Source organism: Huintestinicola sp. (assembly GCF_050874005.1).
Classification (GTDB): Bacteria; Bacillota; Clostridia; order Oscillospirales; family Ruminococcaceae; genus Huintestinicola.
In genome coordinates this window covers 27,156-41,791 of sequence record NZ_JBNMJV010000026.1, presented here as the reverse complement: position 1 = coordinate 41,791, position 14,636 = coordinate 27,156, and the positions used below count along the sequence as shown (strand labels likewise).

The following is a 14,636-nucleotide window of genomic DNA, read 5'->3' as shown; positions in this document are numbered from 1 at the left end:
ATTGAAATACCTTGTCGTAGGCGGTGCCTATAGTATTGACAAATTCTATCGTTTAGCCAATAATATGAAATGGTTTTCTGACGAGCAACCATCTGACGAGATAAAGGAATATGTGGAACAGCAAATACAGAACAATACAATTGATGTAGTTCTCTCTCATACTTGCCCTGTCAGATACGAGCCAATTGAAATGTTTTTATCACAAGTTGATCAATCCACAGTTGATAAATCTACAGAGGTTTGGCTCGGAAACATTGAGGAACGTCTTGAATACAGGGCTTGGTTCTGCGGCCATTACCACACAGACAAACGAATTGAAAAAATGCACTTTCTTTTCAATTCGTTTGAATCAACTGATGACATATACAACATATACAGAGGTAATCAAAATGATTAATATTGAACAAGCTGCCAATAAAAAATACCCCGTTCCGCGAGAATTGGACGGGGTATATTCGAGAGTTATTCGAGATGGAAAACCGGTAAATAGATGTTTTTCCGATTTAACTTCAGAGGAGCAGGAACGCTTTATGCAAAATCTAGACAAGAATGGCTTGATGACCCTTTGCAAACACATAACTGAGGTTATGAGAAATATTGCTGATGAATTTGATATCAGCTGTAAAGAAACGGAGGAATAACTATGTACGCACCCGTCATTGATGGCAATTTGGATTTCCTTGCGCACCGCTATAGGCATCAAAATGAGTGTGCTATCCCGTTTGATGATAAATCTGTTAAGAACATAGACGAAATATTTATGCTAATGAAGCAGATTAAGCCAATAAGGGATGACAATGATGTTCATGACTTATGGATAACCGCAGATAGAGGTCCTATTGAAGCCTTTGGAGACTACGATGAACTTCTTGAAGAAGGAGAGGTCGAGAGCAGAAGTGAATTCGAGGAACTGTGGAACACTTACTACCCAAATGATACTGTTTGGTATGCTCTTTGCACAGTTGAACGTGAAGACTGCGGATATAGGGCGATATTCCTCAATCATGAACTTGTAATTGAAGTAGATCCTCGGAAAAAGGACTTCACATTTAAAGAAGATATTTCTGAATTAACCGGATGGATATTGGAACAAATCAAAAAAAGTCTTTCTGAACTTCACGCCGGCACGTACAATGAAATAATAAATTCCTCGCTGCCTTTCAACCACAGAACCGGAACGATAATTCGTAAGGATTACTGGGACATATTCCCGCAGTGTCGCACTGATTTCTTTGAAGACATAACGCAAGATGAAATTAACGAGTTTGTTTCTTTGGTGAATGAGCATCCATCTGATAGTTCTGAAAGAATACCTCATCTCACCGCTAATGACTTTTTCGAACTATGTGCTCTTGGATATAAGGCAAACAATTATTCTGACACAGACCTTTCGGCAAAAGAACAGTATTACCATCACGCTGATGGAAGAGATGATGGTTTAGGAAAAATTGATGCTTCCTCTGAAGAAGAGTTTATTAAGTGGCTTCAATTCAAAGATAAATATGGTCACCCGTGGGAAGTATGCAGAGGCGGTAATTCCACTCATATCTCCCTATATGTTAGGCACTATGAGGATGGGTTCAAGCTTGTCATTTCGGGTTCTGCACTTACCAGAACAATTGAAACTGTAAAATTCTATTTGGCTATTCGTAAAGCAGGATATCAGGTATCACTTGTCGATGGGCATGCTCTGGTAAGCCGATTACTTGAAACCGAACGAATCGGAATTGTACCGGAGGGAGTATTTCCTTGCTACTGCGACAGTCTTTTCCCGAATGAGCACATTATTGATTTTATAAACTTGCCTAGCGAGAACAGGCAGCTTGTAGCAGATCATTGTGTTTGGCAAGATATAGAGCCGTTGGAACTTATAGATAAATTGCCAATGTAACACTGCTTTTTCTTAGTACTATGAATCAAAAATATGAACTAATAGCTTTCGGTTTAAAGGTTGAACATTATTCGTATCCATTTCAAAAACAAAGCAGTGATTTTCAGATATTACCAAGAGCATTGTTAATCTATTCATAAGTAATCACCGATTATGATCTGCGGAAAACAGCAACGGATTTCATAGCAACTCTAGGGAAAGGAAATATTAAGCATAATAAAGAAAAGCCGCCGAGCGATCGGCAGCAGATCTTTGGCAGAAATATGCATTGGTCTTGGGTCTTATTTGGGTCTTATTTGGGACTTATTGATATGAAAAATCACGATGTTTTACACAAAATCAGAACAGGGCGAAAGTCGGAAAACCACGTAAAATAGCCATTTCTGATATATTGCGATAAGATAGAAAACAGCAGGAACTTGATTCAATTCCCGTACGGGTCACCATCTAATGTGCTTGCAAACAACGCAGGTACGTTGTTTGCGAGTTTTCTTTTTGTCTGATTTTTGGGTTTGTCCGCTGTTTGTCCGCTATTTCAATATTTTGTCCGGGACTGCTGCAGCGCATACTGCAGCAGTCCCATTTCAATTTAATCATTCTTGGCAGTATTGGAAATTTCAAATCACGGGGATATGAAAAGGTCATAAAAAAAATGATATAATAAAAAGGATAGAAAACAGGATATCAATTACATTTTCTTTTCATTCTTATTGTCACGAAGCATAAGTATAAGGAACACCAGACCGAGCAAAAAGCTGGGGATCGAGACGATCAGATCATCTGTAATTGCCGGCGAATAATTCTCGGGTATACCGCTTATAAAAAGCTGTCCGATGCCTTTTCCTCCGAAATTTATGGAAGCGTGCATAATTGCGGCAGGATAAATTGAACCTGTCTTTTTTGTGAGCCACATAAGCCCCATACCCAGGAATGTGCAGGAAATACACATAGCCAGAATACCGAGATAGGGATAGCCGTCATATTCCGTGCCGAAGTTATGTCCGACAACCGTCAGCTCTGCGTGCCATAGTCCCCAGATGATACCTCCGACTATAACAGTACCCGCCGTGCCCAGCAGCGGCTCCATTTTCTGATTCATATATCCTCGCCAGCCGAATTCCTCACCAAAGGTGTTGAAAGCCATAAGCGGAACAACAGAAAGTGTCAGCAACACATTTCCGATGAGCTGCATACCGTTCATACCTCCGCCTATATCGGAAAAATCGGCATTGCCGTATATAATTGTTGCGAGAACACCCTCGGAAATGCCCATAGCAGCCGGTGTTAATACTGCGATCAGGTAGTATTTTATATTTCCCTTTAATTTCAGGTGCAGCATACTGTCATGCCAGCCCTCATGGGTGAGCTTGCGGGTAATGACGTTGGCAAGCGCAGGACCATTGCCTACAATAAGAGCAAAAAAGGGATATTTGTAGGATTCAAACCAATTGTGAAAACCCACGGTGACGTTAAGGATTATTGCAGGCACCCAGGAAATTCCGAACGCCAACAGAAGAAATATGATAAGCCTTTTGGCTTCAAGCTTTTTATTTGTCATACTCGCTCACTCCCTTCATAAAGATCCTGCAGGATATCTTGTAGGACAGAATATATGCTCCCATGGAAACGACGGGAAATAATCCCATCAGCAGCACTGTAAGATCGGTAAAGTCATTTGTCAGGAAGCTTGCCAGCCACGCAAATATCTTATCCTGTATCTCCATGGGAACAAGCGACAGTATAAGTATTGCCGCAATGGCAAGACAAAGCATTATGATAACATTTATAATGCTGCCCTTCTTTTCTCCGAAACGAAGCATCATGGGAATCGAAAAGGAATTCATAAGAATAAGCATGAAGAAAACAATGATAGATATGATCGTAAAGCTCATAAGCTCATTTTCAAGAACAGCCCAGCTCAAAGAAGCAAGGATAGTTTCGGCAACATAGCTTGAAACGAAATAAAGTCCGCACATTGCAAAGGAAACCACATATTTTGTGTACAAAAACCTCTCCACACCCTTTGGCGCAGAGGCAATAAAATATGCCCAGAGCTTTTTGTCATCGCCGTGAAAAACGCTTAGCAGCAAGCCGCTTACACTAAAAAAGCCAAGTGCTATGGACAAAATGCGAAACAGGTCGGAGGTAAGGGTAATTATTATCCAGTTCTCACCGCCGTAATCCTCGCTCAGAGAAAAGATAGCAAGACAGCAGGTCAGAAAGACAAGTATCAGAAAGGGGAGAAGTATTACGGTAATGATGCTTTTTGTATTCTGTCTGATCTCCTTGTAAAGAAAGCCCACAGGCTCGCAGTGGGGGGCACAAATATCTGCCGCTGTTTCTGCCTTAACATTTGCCTTTTTTATCTTTACGCCGTCAGGATATGCATACTCCAAGTGATGACGGATAACAGCAAATTGACCGGCACAAAGAACAACAGTAAGGGGTATGAGCCACAGCAGCATTTTGCCCGTAAGCGTTGAAATATCAAAAAATAACGGCTCGGTGCTGTCGGAAGTAAATAATGCCCCAAAATCAAAGCCTATGCATTTGAGTATCATAAAGCCAATGATAACTCCGCAGGCTAAGAACGCCATACCTCCCGTATCATACATTTTCTTATATTCAGCGCAGCTGCAATAAGGATACAAACCCATCTCATCAATCCGAGCCATCAATTCAAACGGCTCGGATTTTTCTTTTCAACCATTTATCTTGCCTATAAAATTGTAGTAAATATCAAGCTGAACAACACGTTTTCCGCTTGACTTATCGGGAGCGTGAACAACGATTTTTTGAATAAAATCGTGCAGTATCTCCGTTGAAAGCTCGGTCAATTCGGTGTACTTTTTCGCAACAGAAACAAACCGTCTGATATTATCCTGCTCGGTCTTATCATTATTCAGACTTTCGGAAATGTTCTTGATAGTATCGGCAAGTTCTGCCTGTTCACTTTCGTATAAAGCAGACATTTTCGCAAAACGTTCATCGGAGATTTTACCGTTGACGTTATCCTCATACAAACGATTGAACATCCGGTCAAGCTCATCATATCTTTTCTGTGCGGCTGCAAGCTCCTTCTTCTGCTTTGCCGCCTGCTTGCGTGACGCCGTTTCATTGTTCTTTGACAGCAATTCCGCAAGTGAATTTTCATCACAATTAGCGGTGCGAATAATTTGATTCAGCTCCGAAAGCACTATCTCATTTACAACACTTTCGCGTATATAATGCGTTGAACATTCATCTTTCGTGACGTGATATGAATATGTACCGCACTGAAAATGACATTGCCCCGGCTTATCTTTTTTATGATGATAAAAAAGCCTTGCACCGCAATCCGCACAATAGATTATACCCGAAAAGATATTTGTTTCTCCCGACTTGTTCTTTCTTCGCTTTGAAGCACGAATTTTCTGAACAGCGTCCCACACATCCTGAGTGATGATCGGCTCATGTGTGTTGTAGAGAATAACCTGTTCTTCCTCAGGAATGTTGATCACCTTATGGGATTTGTATGATTTTCTTCTGTATTTGAAGTTTGTAGTGTGTCCAAGATAATCCTTGCGTTCAAGAATATCGGCAATACAGCAAGTGTTCCAACCATACGGATTTTTACCGAGGTCTGTCCTATGACTCATACCGATGTTATTAATATGGTATGAGGGGCAAAGTATTTTTTCGCTTTCCAATGTAGTTGCAATCTGATACGGTCCCATTCCCGACAGGCACATCTGATAAATTCGCTGAACTATTGGTGCAGCTTCTTCATCAATAATGAGGTGCTTGGGATCAAGCAGATCCTTTTTGTATCCGTAAACGGGAACGGAAGCAATTCTCTCGCCTGCATTGCCCTTTGCTTTCCAGACGGCACGGATTTTTCTTGATGTGTCCTTTGCGTAAAACTCATTGAAAAGATTCCGTATCGGAGTAAAATCGTTGTCCCCATGCTCGCTGTCCACACCGTCGTTTATCGCTATGAAATGCACATCATATTCCGCAAACATTATCTCTGTATAGTAACCAACCTTTAGATAATCTCTGCCAAAACGGGACATATCCTTAACGATAACAGTTCCGACTTCACCGCTTTCCACATCGGCAATCATATTCTTGAAGCCTTCTCTGTCAAAAGTAGTGCCGCTGATACCGTCATCAACATAAAAGCGATAATTTGCGAGTCCGTGCTTAACCGCATAATCGGAAAGTATCTGTTTCTGGTTGATAATGCTGTTGGAATCACCTTGCAGTTCATCATCGTGGCTGAGCCTGCAATAGAGGGCTGTTACTTTTTCTGTATTTGACTGTCTAATCATTTTAACCTTACCTTTCCGACAGTCAGAACGTTATACTTATTATATCATAATCATTCTGAGTTGTCCATAATTTTACGCAATGTTTTTGTTAGTTTCTCTGACAGCAAGGCGTTCTACAATGTCCTTGACCGTTATTTTTCCATTTTCAGCAAAGAAAGAATTGACGATATAAATAGTATTACCGATCACATATTCTTTGGTTTTGTCTGGAGTTCTTTCGCTGAAGGTTTGCTCAATTGTTGCCTGATTTTTCTTTTTCATTATGCTGCTCCTTTCTACTAAACAAAAAAGAGAGCCAAGAAACAAATCCGCAGATTTGCTCTTAGCTCTCTTTCGCTGTTCCGCCCCGCTCCTTTGGGACGCCGTTATTCAATTTCTTGAAAAAGTTAGTCGTATTTATTTTGACTAATCTTAAATGTTTAACATGATTATACTACACAAATTTGCTTTTGTCAAGAGTTTTCAAAAAAATTCTTTAACTTTTTTGATTAGTGACATTGATTACACTTTGAAAATATGGTAAAATCAAAATATAGAAAAATCTCGGGAGGGTCATTATGAACATAGGAGAAAAAATCAAAAACGCAAGAAATCTTCGTGGACTTACTCAAAAGGAACTCGGAATGAAACTCGGCTTTGATGAAAACTCTGCCGATGTCCGAATCGCACAATATGAAAGCGGCACAAGAACGCCAAAATCGGAATTACTGTCGGAGATAGCTGCCGTACTTGACGTTAATATCAATTCTTTGAAAAATCCGAATTTGGAAAATACAGAAACTTTCATTCATCTGCTTTTTGATCTGGAGCAGGAATCGAAAAAACATCACGCCAACAATTTTTCTATAATCTCAGTTTCCGACGAATTAGGAAATCTACAGCCTGCACTTCAATTTCACAATCATCTGCTAAATGAATTTCTCGCAGAGTGGCAGCTTCGCAGAAAAGAGCTGAGTAAAAAAATCATCACCGAAGAAGAATATGCGGAGTGGTTGATGAGCTTTCCTGCAACGTCCGACGATTGTGGTAAAAGTGAACCAGTGAAAAAGTGGCGGAAATGAGTTTCAACCCGGTTGAATAGGATTTGTGAGGAAGATATCCGCAAGCGTTGAAAAGTCATATGACTTTATGGGTGAAAGCCCGCAAGCGAAGAAAAACTGTACAGTTTTCTTTTCGGATAGCGGTATATAGGCATTATGCTTGCAGGACAGCAAGCATAGAAAGGATGGTCGTCCTTTCGCAGCCCATAGCTGCACGTCGGCATAAAAATTCTATGTTTCGATATTTCCAAAAATATCATTTCCGGGTTTTAGGGGCAGACAGCCCCTAACAAGCCGTAAGCGTAGCTTGACGGGAAAAAGATGTACCTTTTCTGCACTTGCGGCATTTTGCCAACCTCTTTTTTCAACCTTTTGAATGCAATGCGTTTACCGCTTGCTTGACAAGAGATTTCCGATTTTTTGGCAACACCCACATTTATGGTTTGCTTCAAAAAACTTATAAGAGCTTTTATGCAATTTCAAAATTTCTAAATGACAAGAAATTTGTTCGTAAGCCGGGTAAACGTTTCTCAATTTCGACGGTTTGAGCTTTTTGGGAAGAAAACTCCCGATTCAAATTTGCACTTCTTCATATAGCTCGACAAGCTGATTTTGCAGATCAACATCTTCTGCGTTTTTACCCACGTTATCGGATTTGCAATTTTTTGATTTTCGCTGCTTGACTATATTTTTGCTTTGGGGTATAATGAAATAAATCGGGTGGTTCATTTGCTCGACAATTAGATTTTGAGGAGGAGAACGAACCCGGTGCAGCATCATATGCTGACAGGTTTGCCGCACTAAAAGCTCTTCACGAGGCAGGCTGCAAGACATGGGTAAGCATTGAGCCTTATCCAACACCGAATCTGATAAATCAAAGCCTTGGAGAGATTCTTGAGGCAGTCAGATTTGTTGCTAAGATTTTTTTCGGAAGGGCAAACTACAACAAAACGGTCTCTGCTTATAAGGAGAATACGAATTTTTACAATAATGATGTGCAGAGGAAGTCATCACCTTCTGCAAGGAGCGTGGTATAAGCTATCACAGAAAATTATAAACTCAAACGAAAAAATGAGGTGAACGACTGTGGCATTATTACAGGATCTTATAAAGCAGATGTTACCACAAATAAACTATAATCAATTGATGGAAGTGACAAAATGAACGGAACAATACTCTTAGTAGACGATGAAAAAGAGATCGCCGACCTTATTGAGGTCTACCTTACAAACGATGGCTACGCAGTCCGGAAATTCTACAACGGCACGGACGCTATGGAATACCTTGAAAACAGCGAACCCGACCTTGCGATTCTGGATGTCATGCTGCCGGATATTGACGGATTTCACATCTGCCGAAAAATACGGGAGAATCACTTTTATCCGGTGATAATGTTGACAGCAAAAGTAGAATCAGGCGACAAGATAATGGGTCTCACCATTGGCGCAGACGATTATATAACCAAGCCTTTTAATCCGTTAGAGGTAGTCGCACGGGTAAAGACTCAGCTTCGCCGCTGTCGGAATTACAACAATCCCTCGTCGCAGGAGCAAAAAAACGAGTACGATATCCGTGGTCTGTACATAAACCGGGACAACCATAAATGCACTCTCTACGGCAAAGAAGTCACCCTCACCCCACTGGAATTCTCTGTCCTGTGGTATCTGTGTGATAATCAGGGCAGAGTTGTTCCGTCGGAGGAACTGTTTGAAGCGGTCTGGGGCGAAAAATACCTCAACAGCAACAACACCGTAATGGCGCATATCGGCAGGCTCCGGGAAAAACTGCACGAGCCGGCTCGCAGCCCGAAATTCATAAAAACCGTGTGGGGGGTAGGCTATACAATTGAATAAATCAAGCAGAAGAACTAAGCTGACCCGTGGTATCTTTGTTCAGTACATTCTGGCGCTGGTGATATTTACTGTGGCGTTTTTCGCGCTTTTCGCCGCAGCGTACTGGTTTGTAAGACAGTTCTACTGGCAGTATGATGACCCGGTGTACCAGTTCCTCAAATTCGTGCAGAGATTTTTTGTATTCTTCCTCGCCGTTCCGTTTATTGCCGGCTGGGGAATAATAACTTATTTCTTCATGAGCCGCCCCCTGCGGTATCTTGACGAGGTAATTTCTGCGTCAGAAAGTCTTGCTAATCCCGCAGATGAACAGATAATCCTGTCGGACAAGCTCAAAAGCGTACAGGACGAGCTTAACCGCGCCCGGGAAACCTCGCTCCATAACGCACAGGTCGCTAAAGAAAACGAGCAGCGCAAAAACGACCTTATCGTGTACCTCGCCCATGACCTGAAAACACCGCTCACCTCGGTCATCGGATATCTCACCCTATTGCGGGACGAACAGGAAATATCCCCAGAGCTTCGGGAAAAGTACCTTTCAATATCACTTGACAAGGCAGAGCGTCTGGAGGAGCTTATCAACGAGTTTTTCGAGATAACCCGGTTCAATCTGTCGAATATTGAACTTCAGTTCAGCCGCATAAATCTCACCCGTATGCTGGAACAGCTTGTCTTTGAGTTCCAGCCTATGCTGAACGAAAAGCAGCTTCACTGCACTCTCACCGCCGCGCCGGACATTATGCTGAAATGCGATGTGAACAAACTCCAGCGTGTGTTCGATAATCTGCTGCGGAATGCGGTGTTTTACAGCTTTGAGGGCAGCGAGATAAGCATTACCGCCGAGCAGTCCGACACCTCCACGGTGGTGCAGTTTGTAAATCACGGCGATACAATACCGCCGGAAAAGTTGGAACGCCTGTTCGAGCAGTTCTTCCGGCTTGACCCCTCGAGAGGCACGAACAGCGGCGGCGCAGGTCTGGGGCTTGCAATAGCAAAGCAGATAACCGAGCTTCACGGCGGCAGCATTACCGCAATAAGCGAAAACGAGCTGATAGAGTTTACAGTAACAATCCCGGTTTTGTAGGAAAATTGTAAGAAATTCCATAGGAAAAAATATGCTTTCCGACAGAGAATGCAAAAAAATATCATCACTGCTTCTGATACAATAAAGGTGTCAGGGGCAGTTTTTTCTGCCCGGAAAGAGGGAAAATATATGAAAAAATCAAAAATAGCAGTAATTTTCGGCGGCTGTTCGACAGAATATGAGGTATCGCTGCAATCCGCTTATTCGGTGCTGAAAAATCTCGGCACAGAGAAATACGAGGTCATTCCGGTAGGAATAACGAGGGAGGGAAAGTGGTTCCACTACACCGGGGAATACGAAAGAATTGCCGATAATTCATGGTGGGAGGACATTGAACATCTGTTTCCGGCAGTATTTCCGACAAACAGAGGTGCAGGAGGATTTATTGAGTTCCACGGCGAAAAAATACGTAATGTCGGCGTTGATATTGCTTTCCCGGTGCTTCATGGAAAGAACGGCGAGGACGGCTCGGTGCAGGGGCTTTTTCAGCTTTCGGGAATTCCCGTTGTCGGCTGCGGAGTGCTTTCCTCTGCGCTGTGCATGGACAAAACGAGGGCGCACCGGCTTGTTTCCGCCTCTGGGATAGCAGTTCCGGAATCCCTGACATTTACCCGCAGCGGCATGGACGCGGCTTTGCATGATGTCATGGCGAAATTCCACTTTCCGCTTTTCGTGAAGCCTGTGCGTTCCGGTTCGTCCTTTGGTATCAGCAAGGTGCATTCAGCAGAAGAGCTGCAAAGGGCTGTAATTACCGCATTTGAGCATGACAGCGAGGTCATTGTTGAGGAGAATATTGACGGCTTTGAGGTGGGGTGTGCGGTCATGGGAACAGACAATCTTACTGTGGGCAGAGTTGACGAAATAGAGCTGTCCGGAGGATTTTTTGATTACACCGAGAAATATACGCTTAAAACCTCCCGCATTTATATGCCGGCAAGGATAACCCCAGCCGAGGAAGAACGCATACAGAAAACGGCTAAGCTGATATACCGCTCTCTTGGCTGCTCAGGCTTTGCTAGGGTGGATATGTTCTACACACCCGAAAAAAGGATAGTATTCAACGAGGTGAACACTATCCCCGGCTTTACGGCGCACAGCCGCTTTCCAAGCATGATGAAAGGAATAGGTCTGTCGTTTGCGGACATGCTGGACAGGCTTATCGGGGAATATCTGAAATGAAAACCGTTGTTCTTGAACAAAACCAAATATACACAGGAAGCCTTATTCTTGTGAATGCAGAATATCCGCTTCGAAGCGTTCCTACTGACATTGCTCCTTCCGTAACGGGATTTGCCGAAATAACTATGGAAAGCTGTGCAGCGGAACAGTTACAGCTTATTCTTGATAAAATCGGTGCAAGAAACATGATAGTACCGGTAAGCGGCTATCGCTCCAAAGCAGAGCAGACAGCGATTTATGAGAATTCGCTAACAGAAAACGGAGCTGATTTCACGCAGAAATACGTTGCACTTCCCGACCACAGCGAGCACCAGACCGGGCTTGCGATAGACCTTGCGCTGAACACTGATAATATTGATTTTATCCGCCCGGATTTCCCATACAGCGGTATCTGCGAGGAATTCCGCAAAGCCGCTCCGGAGTTCGGATTTATTGAACGTTACCCTGCTGGGAAGGAGAATATCACCGGTATTTCCCACGAGCCGTGGCATTTCCGTTATGTGGGCTTTCCGCACTCAATGATAATTGTCGAAAAGAAAATCACCCTTGAAGAATACACGGAATACATAAAAACATTCCGGCAGGACTGTACGCTGCGTTACAGCTACAAAGGGATTACAGCAGAGGTTTTCTATGCCCCGGCGAAAACAGAAATATCGGTCAACAGCACTGCATATCAGGTTTCCGGCAATAACACGGACGGCTATGTTGTCACTCTATGGAGGGATAATAATGCGTGAAAACAGAGTAAGCTCCTACCCCGGAATTGACGTTTTCAGAGTGGTCGCTGCGTTTCTGGTAGTGGCAATTCACACCTCGCCGCTGCTTTCATTCAGCGAAACCGCAGATTTTGTTCTGACAAGGATAATCGCCCGTACAGCCGTTCCGTTTTTCTTCATGACATCGGGATTTTTCTTGATTACAAGATACGCTGAAAATGCGGATAGGCTCAGAACGTTCCTCAAAAAAACGGCGGTTATCTATGCAGCGGGAATACTCCTTTACATTCCGGTGAACATTTACAATGGGTATTTCGCCGCTCCCGATCTCCTGCCGAAGCTGATTCAAGACCTGATATTTGACGGAACATTCTATCACCTGTGGTATCTCCCGGCGGCAATGCTGGGGGCTGCTGTTGCTTGGGTGGCGGTACGTAAGATGGGTTTCCGAGGGGCATTTATACTTACCGAGGTGCTGTACCTTATTGGTCTGGGCGGCGACAGCTACAATGGTTTTTTCGCAGGGAATTCGTTTTATGAGGCATTGTTTCAGATAATGGAATACACCAGAAACGGGCTGTTCTTTGCACCGCTGTTTTTTGTGCTGGGTGGTTATCTCGCAGAAAAGAAGCCGCATTCTCTTTGGATTAATATGATAGGTCTGGCAGCTTCGGCGGCATTTTTGCTGGCGGAGGGAATGCTGCTGCGGTTCCGGCAGGTTCAGCGGCATGACAGTATGTATCTGTTATTACCTATTTGTATGTATTTTCTGTTCGGAGAATTATACTCGTTGCGTGGGCAAAGAATGGCAAGGCTTCGGTTGGTATCGCTTATCGTTTATATTATTCACCCGCTGGTAATAATTGCTGTGAGGTTTGCGGCAAAGCTGCTTCATATGGAGAGGCAGTTTATTGAAAACAGCATGGTGCATTTTATTGCGGTATGCGTTGGATCGGCGATTATCGCTGTTTTCGCCGCCGCTTTATATGAAAGGTTGCACAAGTCGTCCGTCACTTCCGATAAAACGGGCAGAGCGTGGATTGAAATCAACTCGGATAATCTCCGTCACAATGCCGCTGTACTCCAAAGTGCAATGCCACCGGGCTGTCGGCTTATGGCGGTGGTTAAATCTCAAGCATACGGACACGGAGCATTGCAGACCGCTGAAATTCTTGAAAGAGCCGGAGTGACAGCATTTGCCGTTGCAACTATTGACGAGGGTATCACATTGCGGAAATACGGCATTACCGGGGAGATACTGATACTCGGCTACACCTCGCCGTATCGTTCTAAGGAACTGAAACGTTGGCGGCTGATACAGACCATAATTGACCTCAACTATGCTGAACTGCTGGAAGCCCAGAATATTCCGGTGTCCGCTCACATCAAGCTGGACACCGGAATGCACCGTTTGGGAATAGACGCACAGAGTATACAGGATATAGAGAGAGTTTTCTCCATGAAACACCTCAACGTATGCGGTATCTTCACCCATTTGTGCTGCTGCGATTCGCTGAAGCCGGAGGATGATGATTTCTCCCGTAAGCAGATAAGCAGGTTTTACAGCGCACTAAGCATACTGGAAAGCGATGGAATAAATCCGGGAAAGGTTCATGTTCAGAGCAGCTACGGGCTGCTGAATTACCCGGAGCTAAAATGCGATTATGTCCGGGCAGGAATAGCGCTGTACGGAGTCCGCAGCAGCCTTTCCTCGGATGAAAAGCTGCTGCTTGAGCTTCGCCCGGTTCTGTCGCTCAAAACGAGAATTGTGCTGATTAGAAGCATTCCGAGCGGCGAAACTGTCGGCTACGACAGGCAGTTCACAGCACAGCGGGATAGCATTATTGCGATACTTCCTGTGGGTTATGCTGACGGCGTTCCGAGAAGTCTGTCCTGCGGAAACGGCAGGGTCGAAGTCAACGGAAAGACTGCGCCAATCATCGGGCATGTATGCATGGATCAGCTTGTTGTGGACATCACCGATATTGAAAATGTGAGGGTCGGAGATGTTTCGACGATCATTTCTGCGGAGGCCGGTAGTTCTGTTTCTGCTCCCGAAGCCGCCAACGCTGCCGGAACGATAAGCAATGAGCTTCTCAGCAGGCTGGGTGATAGATTGGAGATAGTATATCGGAGTAACCAATGATAAAAGAACTATGTAGCGTGCTGCCGTATATACTATTGTATTAATCTTATCTTAGGTACGCTCATTGGGGTAGTGTAACGCTCCTTTGTTGATGTTATGTGGTTATTTACATTATAACATATTGGAGATGATGTTGCACTATTTTTCCTTTTTTCAATTTTTTCTGCCTGTTTTCCCATGACTGCGTGGCTTTTTCAACATTGGGCGGTTGATTTTTGGGAAAGTTAAATATTACCGTCGATACGAATTAATAAAAACGGAAATACAACGTAAACCGGTTCTTTGTTTGTTCTTTATTCTTACAAAAGAACTTGCATTACAAGATTTAGCCGCTTTTCATGGTACTGAGGATATTACCTTTGAATGAAATGATATTGAAGTATTGAGCAGCAGATGACAAAAAGAACGCTCGCT

12 protein-coding genes and 1 pseudogene are annotated in these 14,636 nt (G+C 43.5%); 9 read left to right on the top strand and 4 right to left on the bottom strand.

The genetic code is table 11. The features are described 5' to 3' along the window. From ACR0QN_RS09580 to ACR0QN_RS09570, 3 genes and pseudogenes are all read left to right on the top strand, one after another. Positions 1-397 (top strand): annotated as a pseudogene (locus tag ACR0QN_RS09580) (hypothetical protein); the annotation flags it as partial. Beyond that, positions 390-641, top strand: coding sequence for a hypothetical protein (locus ACR0QN_RS09575; RefSeq protein WP_432650988.1), 252 nt, complete (start codon positions 390-392; stop codon positions 639-641). The pseudogene ACR0QN_RS09580 and the gene ACR0QN_RS09575, both read left to right, overlap by 8 nt. Positions 642-643: 2 nt before the next feature. Further along, a complete protein-coding gene (locus tag ACR0QN_RS09570; protein ID WP_432650987.1) occupies positions 644-1,891 on the top strand; it encodes a hypothetical protein in 1,248 nt (415 codons plus the stop codon). 688 nt (positions 1,892-2,579) lie between these two features. Here the strand turns inward: ACR0QN_RS09570 and ACR0QN_RS09565 are convergent. From ACR0QN_RS09565 to ACR0QN_RS09550, 4 genes are all read right to left on the bottom strand, one after another. Continuing rightward, positions 2,580-3,449 (bottom strand): CPBP family intramembrane glutamic endopeptidase, encoded by an 870-nt coding sequence (locus ACR0QN_RS09565; protein WP_432650986.1) that lies wholly within the window; start codon positions 3,447-3,449, stop codon positions 2,580-2,582. Continuing rightward, on the bottom strand, positions 3,439-4,566 hold the full coding sequence (locus tag ACR0QN_RS09560; protein ID WP_432650985.1) for an ABC-2 transporter permease: 1,128 nt from the start codon (positions 4,564-4,566) through the stop codon (positions 3,439-3,441). The genes ACR0QN_RS09565 and ACR0QN_RS09560 overlap by 11 nt, the downstream gene beginning before the upstream one ends. A gap of 27 nt (positions 4,567-4,593) precedes the next feature. Beyond that, on the bottom strand, positions 4,594-6,204 hold the full coding sequence (locus ACR0QN_RS09555; protein ID WP_432650984.1) for a DUF4368 domain-containing protein: 1,611 nt from the start codon (positions 6,202-6,204) through the stop codon (positions 4,594-4,596). 72 nt (positions 6,205-6,276) lie between these two features. Next, the gene (locus tag ACR0QN_RS09550) at positions 6,277-6,465 is read right to left on the bottom strand and encodes a hypothetical protein (RefSeq protein WP_432650983.1); all 189 of its coding nucleotides are present in this window, start codon (positions 6,463-6,465) and stop codon (positions 6,277-6,279) included. Between the two features lie 296 nt (positions 6,466-6,761). Here ACR0QN_RS09550 and ACR0QN_RS09545 point away from each other — a divergent pair, with 296 nt between their 5' ends. From ACR0QN_RS09545 to vanT, 6 genes are all read left to right on the top strand, one after another. Continuing rightward, positions 6,762-7,265 carry a helix-turn-helix domain-containing protein gene (locus ACR0QN_RS09545; RefSeq protein ID WP_432650982.1) on the top strand — a complete coding sequence of 168 codons (504 nt, stop codon included), beginning with the start codon at positions 6,762-6,764 and terminating at the stop codon, positions 7,263-7,265. Positions 7,266-8,404: 1,139 nt separating this feature from the next. After that, entirely contained in the window at positions 8,405-9,097 is a 693-nt protein-coding gene (gene vanR / locus ACR0QN_RS09540; RefSeq protein ID WP_432650981.1) for a VanR-ABDEGLN family response regulator transcription factor, read from the top strand. Further along, the gene (gene vanS / locus ACR0QN_RS09535; RefSeq protein ID WP_432650980.1) at positions 9,090-10,178 is read left to right on the top strand and encodes a vancomycin resistance histidine kinase VanS; all 1,089 of its coding nucleotides are present in this window, start codon (positions 9,090-9,092) and stop codon (positions 10,176-10,178) included. The genes vanR and vanS overlap by 8 nt, the downstream gene beginning before the upstream one ends. Positions 10,179-10,307: 129 nt before the next feature. Continuing rightward, the gene (gene vanG, locus ACR0QN_RS09530) at positions 10,308-11,357 is read left to right on the top strand and encodes a D-alanine--D-serine ligase VanG (RefSeq protein WP_432650979.1); all 1,050 of its coding nucleotides are present in this window, start codon (positions 10,308-10,310) and stop codon (positions 11,355-11,357) included. Further along, positions 11,354-12,097 carry a M15 family metallopeptidase gene (locus ACR0QN_RS09525; protein ID WP_432650978.1) on the top strand — a complete coding sequence of 248 codons (744 nt, stop codon included), beginning with the start codon at positions 11,354-11,356 and terminating at the stop codon, positions 12,095-12,097. The genes vanG and ACR0QN_RS09525 overlap by 4 nt, the downstream gene beginning before the upstream one ends. Beyond that, positions 12,090-14,222 (top strand): serine racemase VanT catalytic subunit, encoded by a 2,133-nt coding sequence (vanT, locus tag ACR0QN_RS09520; protein ID WP_432650977.1) that lies wholly within the window; start codon positions 12,090-12,092, stop codon positions 14,220-14,222. Before ACR0QN_RS09525 ends, vanT begins: the two co-directional genes overlap by 8 nt. Positions 14,223-14,636 lie beyond the last annotated feature (414 nt).

Coding starts and splice junctions, on each gene's coding strand:
- ACR0QN_RS09555 (WP_432650984.1), bottom strand. CDS start 6,204: ATGATTAGACAGTCAAATACAGAAAAAGTAACAGCCCTCTATTGCAGG.
- vanR (WP_432650981.1), top strand. CDS start 8,405: ATGAACGGAACAATACTCTTAGTAGACGATGAAAAAGAGATCGCCGAC.
- ACR0QN_RS09565 (WP_432650986.1), bottom strand. CDS start 3,449: ATGACAAATAAAAAGCTTGAAGCCAAAAGGCTTATCATATTTCTTCTG.
- ACR0QN_RS09545 (WP_432650982.1), top strand. CDS start 6,762: ATGAACATAGGAGAAAAAATCAAAAACGCAAGAAATCTTCGTGGACTT.
- ACR0QN_RS09525 (WP_432650978.1), top strand. CDS start 11,354: ATGAAAACCGTTGTTCTTGAACAAAACCAAATATACACAGGAAGCCTT.
- ACR0QN_RS09575 (WP_432650988.1), top strand. CDS start 390: ATGATTAATATTGAACAAGCTGCCAATAAAAAATACCCCGTTCCGCGA.
- ACR0QN_RS09570 (WP_432650987.1), top strand. CDS start 644: ATGTACGCACCCGTCATTGATGGCAATTTGGATTTCCTTGCGCACCGC.
- vanG (WP_432650979.1), top strand. CDS start 10,308: ATGAAAAAATCAAAAATAGCAGTAATTTTCGGCGGCTGTTCGACAGAA.
- vanT (WP_432650977.1), top strand. CDS start 12,090: ATGCGTGAAAACAGAGTAAGCTCCTACCCCGGAATTGACGTTTTCAGA.
- ACR0QN_RS09550 (WP_432650983.1), bottom strand. CDS start 6,465: ATGAAAAAGAAAAATCAGGCAACAATTGAGCAAACCTTCAGCGAAAGA.
- ACR0QN_RS09560 (WP_432650985.1), bottom strand. CDS start 4,566: ATGGCTCGGATTGATGAGATGGGTTTGTATCCTTATTGCAGCTGCGCT.